The organism is Streptomyces sp. NPDC054847 (genome assembly GCF_053610925.1).
In genome coordinates this window covers 1-4,946 of record NZ_JBSGZJ010000509.1, presented here as the reverse complement: position 1 = coordinate 4,946, position 4,946 = coordinate 1, and the positions used below count along the sequence as shown (strand labels likewise).

Below are 4,946 nucleotides of genomic sequence, written 5' to 3'. Positions count from 1 at the left end.
CCCGCACCGAGAGGTGCGGGGCCCTTCTTGCAGCTCAGCGAGCTACCAGGTCAGAGCAACAATTACTTGTTGATCTTGGTGACCTGGCCGGCGCCCACGGTCCGGCCACCCTCACGGATGGCGAACTTGAGGCCCTCCTCCATGGCGACGGGCTGGATCAGCTCGACGGTCATGGTGGTGTTGTCGCCCGGCATGACCATCTCGGTGCCCTCGGGGAGGGTCACGACGCCGGTCACGTCCGTGGTACGGAAGTAGAACTGCGGGCGGTAGTTGTTGAAGAAGGGGGTGTGACGGCCACCCTCGTCCTTCGACAGGATGTAGGCCTGGGCCTCGAAGCTGGTGTGCGGCGTGACCGAACCCGGCTTGATGATGACCTGGCCGCGCTCGACGTCCTCGCGCTTGATGCCACGGAGGAGCAGACCGACGTTCTCGCCCGCCTGGCCCTCGTCGAGCAGCTTGCGGAACATCTCGATGCCGGTGACCGTGGTGGTGGTCTTCTCGGTCTTGATACCGACGATGTCGACGGTCTCGTTGACCTTGAGGACACCACGCTCGATACGACCGGTGACGACGGTGCCACGACCGGTGATCGTGAAGACGTCCTCGATCGGCATCAGGAACGGCTTGTCGACGTCACGCTCGGGCTGCGGGATCGCCTCGTCGACGGCGGCCATCAGGTTCAGGACCGACTGGCCCCACTCCTTGTCGCCCTCGAGAGCCTTGAGCGCCGAGACCTTGACGACGGGAACGTCGTCGCCCGGGAACTCGTACTCGGAGAGGAGCTCACGCACCTCGAGCTCGACGAGCTCCAGGATCTCCTCGTCGTCCACCATGTCGGCCTTGTTCAGGGCGACGACGATGTACGGAACGCCGACCTGGCGGGCCAGGAGCACGTGCTCCTTGGTCTGCGGCATCGGGCCGTCGGTCGCGGCGACCACGAGGATGGCGCCGTCCATCTGCGCCGCACCCGTGATCATGTTCTTGATGTAGTCCGCGTGACCGGGGCAGTCGACGTGCGCGTAGTGACGCGACTCGGTCTGGTACTCGACGTGCGCGATGGAGATGGTGATACCGCGCTGGCGCTCCTCAGGAGCCTTGTCGATCTGGTCGAAGGCCGAGGCCTCGTTCAGGTCCGGGTACGCGTCGTGCAGCACCTTGGTAATGGCGGCCGTGAGGGTCGTCTTACCGTGGTCGATGTGACCGATGGTGCCGATGTTGACGTGCGGCTTAGTCCGCTCGAACTTCGCCTTCGCCACTGGGGTCCTCCTGTGGAGTGGTTCTGTACGCCTTACTCATCGGCGCCAGGTGATCTTTGCTGGAATGCCGGGGCCCTGGGGCATTCCCGCCGTGGTGCGGCTGGAATGCCCCGGGAGGCTCCGGTGACAAGCCTAAAGCGTGAACTCGGGAGAGTTACTCGCCCTTGGCCTTCGCGATGATCTCCTCGGCGACGTTCCGGGGAACCTCGGCGTAGGAGTCGAACTGCATCGAGTAGCTTGCGCGACCCGAAGTCTTGCTGCGGAGGTCTCCGACGTAGCCGAACATCTCCGAAAGCGGCACCAGACCCTTGACGATCCGGGCGCCCATCCGCTCCTCCATGGCCTGAATCTGACCACGGCGGGAGTTGATGTCGCCGATGACCTCGCCCATGTAATCCTCGGGCGTGGTGACCTCTACGGCCATCATCGGCTCGAGCAGCACGGGGCTGGCCTTACGCGCGGCCTCCTTGAAGGCCTGCGAACCGGCGATCTTGAACGCGAGCTCGGAGGAGTCGACCTCGTGGTAGCCACCGTCGAGAAGAATGACGCGAACGCCCGTCATCTCGTAGCCGGCCAGGATGCCGAACTGCATGGCCTCCTGCGCACCCGCGTCCACCGAGGGGATGTATTCCTTGGGGATGCGGCCACCGGTGACCTTGTTCACGAACTCGTACGAGGCGTCGCCGCCCTCGATCGGCTCGATCGCGATCTGCACCTTGGCGAACTGACCGGTACCACCGGTCTGCTTCTTGTGCGTGTAGTCGTGGCGCTCGACGCCCTTACGGATCGTCTCACGGTATGCCACCTGCGGCTTACCGACATTCGCCTCGACCTTGAACTCACGGCGCATACGGTCGACCAGCACCTCGAGGTGCAGCTCGCCCATACCACCGATGATGGTCTGGCCGGTCTCCTCGTCCGAGTGAACCTGGAAGGAGGGGTCCTCCTCCGCGAGACGCTGGATGGCGACACCCAGCTTCTCCTGGTCACCCTTGGACTTGGGCTCGATCGCGACCTGGATGACCGGCGCCGGGAAGTCCATGGACTCCAGGATCACCGGGTTCTTGTCGTCGCACAGCGTCTCACCGGTGGTGGTCTGCTTCAGGCCCATGACGGCGACGATGTCGCCGGCGCCCACCGACTCGATCTCCTCACGCTTGTTCGCGTGCATGCGGTAGATCTTGCCGATGCGCTCCTTCTTGCCCTTGACGGAGTTCAGCACCGCGGTGCCGGAGTCCAGGCGACCGGAGTAGATCCGGACGAAGGTGAGCTTGCCGAGGTGCGGGTCGCTCGCGATCTTGAACGCGAGGGCCGACAGCGGCTCGTCGTCGGACGGCTTGCGCTTGACGACCGTCTCCGGGTCCTTCACGTCGTGGCCCTCGATGGCCTCGACGTCCAGGGGGGAGGGGAGGTAGCGCACGACCGCGTCGAGCAGGGGCTGAACGCCCTTGTTCTTGAAGGCGGTACCGCAGAACACCGGGGTGACCGTGGTGTCCTTGGAGACGCCGGACGCGATGGTGATACGACGGATCGCGGCGTACAGCTGCTCCTCGGAAGGCTCCTGGCCCTCGAGGTACAGCTCCATGATCTCTTCGTCGTTCTCGGCGACCGTCTCGAGGAGCTTGCCGCGCCACTCGTCGGCAGCCTCGGTGTGGGTGGCCGGGATGTCGACGACGTCGTACATCTCGCCCTTGGTGGCCTCGGCGGACCACACGAGGGCCTTCATACGAACCAGGTCGACGACGCCCTTGAAGTCGGCCTCGGCACCGATCGGCAGCTGCATGACGATCGGCGTCGCGCCCAGGCGGTCGCTGATCATGTCGACACAGCGGTGGAACTCGGCACCGGTGCGGTCGAGCTTGTTGACGAAGCAGATACGCGGAACGCCGTAGCGGTCCGCCTGGCGCCAGACAGTCTCGGACTGGGGCTCGACACCGGCGACACCGTCGAACACCGTGACGGCACCGTCGAGGACACGAAGCGAACGCTCCACCTCGACGGTGAAGTCGACGTGACCCGGGGTGTCGATGATGTTGATGGTGTGATCGACGTCCTCGAGCGGCCAGTGACAGGTCGTCGCGGCGGACGTGATCGTGATGCCGCGCTCCTGCTCCTGCTCCATCCAGTCCATCGTGGCAGCGCCGTCGTGGACCTCACCGATCTTGTAGCTCACACCGGTGTAGAACAGGATGCGCTCGGTGGTCGTCGTCTTGCCCGCGTCGATGTGGGCCATGATCCCAATGTTGCGGACCTTGGCCAGGTCAAGCGAAGTGGTGGCCATAAGGCTCAATCTTCTCTCGGTCTCGATGTGGGTAGCGACTACCAGCGGTAGTGCGCGAAGGCCTTGTTGGACTCGGCCATCTTGTGCGTGTCCTCACGCTTCTTGACCGAAGCGCCGAGGCCGTTGGAGGCGTCGAGCAGTTCGTTCATGAGGCGCTCGGTCATGGTTTTCTCGCGACGGGCGCGGGAGTAACCGACCAGCCAGCGCAGCGCCAGCGTGGAGGCGCGGCCGGGCTTGACCTCGACCGGGACCTGGTAGGTGGCGCCACCGACACGGCGGGACTTGACCTCGAGCGCCGGCTTGACGTTCTCGAGGGCGCGCTTCAGCGTGATGACCGGGTCGTTGCCGGTCTTCTCGCGGAGGCCTTCCATGGCGCCGTAGACGATGCGCTCAGCGGTGGAACGCTTGCCGTTGAGCAGAATCTTGTTGATGAGCGAGGTCACCAGAGGAGAACCGTAAACCGGGTCGATGATGACCGGGCGCTTCGGGGCGGGGCCCTTACGAGGCATTCTTACTTCTCCTTCTTGGCGCCGTAGCGGCTGCGGGCCTGCTTGCGGTTCTTGACACCCTGGGTGTCGAGCGAACCGCGGATGATCTTGTAACGAACACCCGGCAGGTCCTTCACACGGCCACCACGCACGAGCACGATGGAGTGCTCCTGCAGGTTGTGTCCCTCACCCGGGATGTAGGCCGTGACCTCGATGCCGGAGGTCAGACGCACACGCGCGACCTTACGCAGGGCCGAGTTCGGCTTCTTCGGGGTGGTCGTGAACACACGCGTGCAGACGCCGCGGCGCTGAGGGGAACCCTCGAGTGCGGGCGTCTTGTTCTTCTCGACCTTGTCCTGCCGGCCCTTACGGACCAGCTGCTGGATCGTAGGCACTACTTCTCCGGTTTCTGTGTGCCGTCAGTGAAGCTAACCTGGAACGTCGCCGACCCACGCGGTCGGGTGTGTCGAATGCTGCAGACCTCCGCCGCCAAGCGGAAAGAGCGCAGATTGCGGTGGCCGATATCTGACTCGCCATGCGGTTGAAGACACGCACACGAGCCCAGGCACACCCCAGGCACAAGGTCTGAGCGTACCTACCGCATCCACTCCGGTCAAAACAAATGCCCGGGGGCCGGATCCGCCCGCAGGGGCCGGGCCGTTTTGCGATGGTTTTCGGCCATCTTGGCGGCAGTGTCCGGCCTGGACCGACGCTGCCCGTGCGGACCGTCGACGACCCGGTGGACGCTCCGCCGGCACGGGGCGGAAGTCGTTCCGCCCTGGGCCTCTCCGGCCGCCCTGCCGTCGTGCGAGCGGCTCCGCACCGGCCTCCCGGGCTGTCGTGCACGGCGCTCCCCCACGCCGGCGCCGGCCCACGAGCATCACGCGGGAAAACGAAGAAGGGCGGCCACCCCGTGCGGGG

The 4,946-nt window shown here is 65.2% G+C and carries 4 protein-coding genes; all 4 read right to left on the bottom strand.

The genetic code is table 11. The features are described from left to right. Positions 1-62: 62 nt before the first annotated feature. The gene (gene tuf, locus ACWGH4_RS31195; protein WP_005313609.1) at positions 63-1,256 is read right to left on the bottom strand and encodes an elongation factor Tu; all 1,194 of its coding nucleotides are present in this window, start codon (positions 1,254-1,256) and stop codon (positions 63-65) included. 154 nt (positions 1,257-1,410) lie between these two features. Further along, the gene (gene fusA, locus ACWGH4_RS31190; protein ID WP_360043025.1) at positions 1,411-3,537 is read right to left on the bottom strand and encodes an elongation factor G; all 2,127 of its coding nucleotides are present in this window, start codon (positions 3,535-3,537) and stop codon (positions 1,411-1,413) included. Between the two features lie 38 nt (positions 3,538-3,575). Beyond that, positions 3,576-4,046 carry a 30S ribosomal protein S7 gene (gene rpsG / locus ACWGH4_RS31185; protein WP_100108597.1) on the bottom strand — a complete coding sequence of 157 codons (471 nt, stop codon included), beginning with the start codon at positions 4,044-4,046 and terminating at the stop codon, positions 3,576-3,578. Between the two features lie 2 nt (positions 4,047-4,048). After that, the gene (gene rpsL, locus ACWGH4_RS31180; RefSeq protein ID WP_003948652.1) at positions 4,049-4,420 is read right to left on the bottom strand and encodes a 30S ribosomal protein S12; all 372 of its coding nucleotides are present in this window, start codon (positions 4,418-4,420) and stop codon (positions 4,049-4,051) included. Positions 4,421-4,946: the final 526 nt, after the last annotated feature.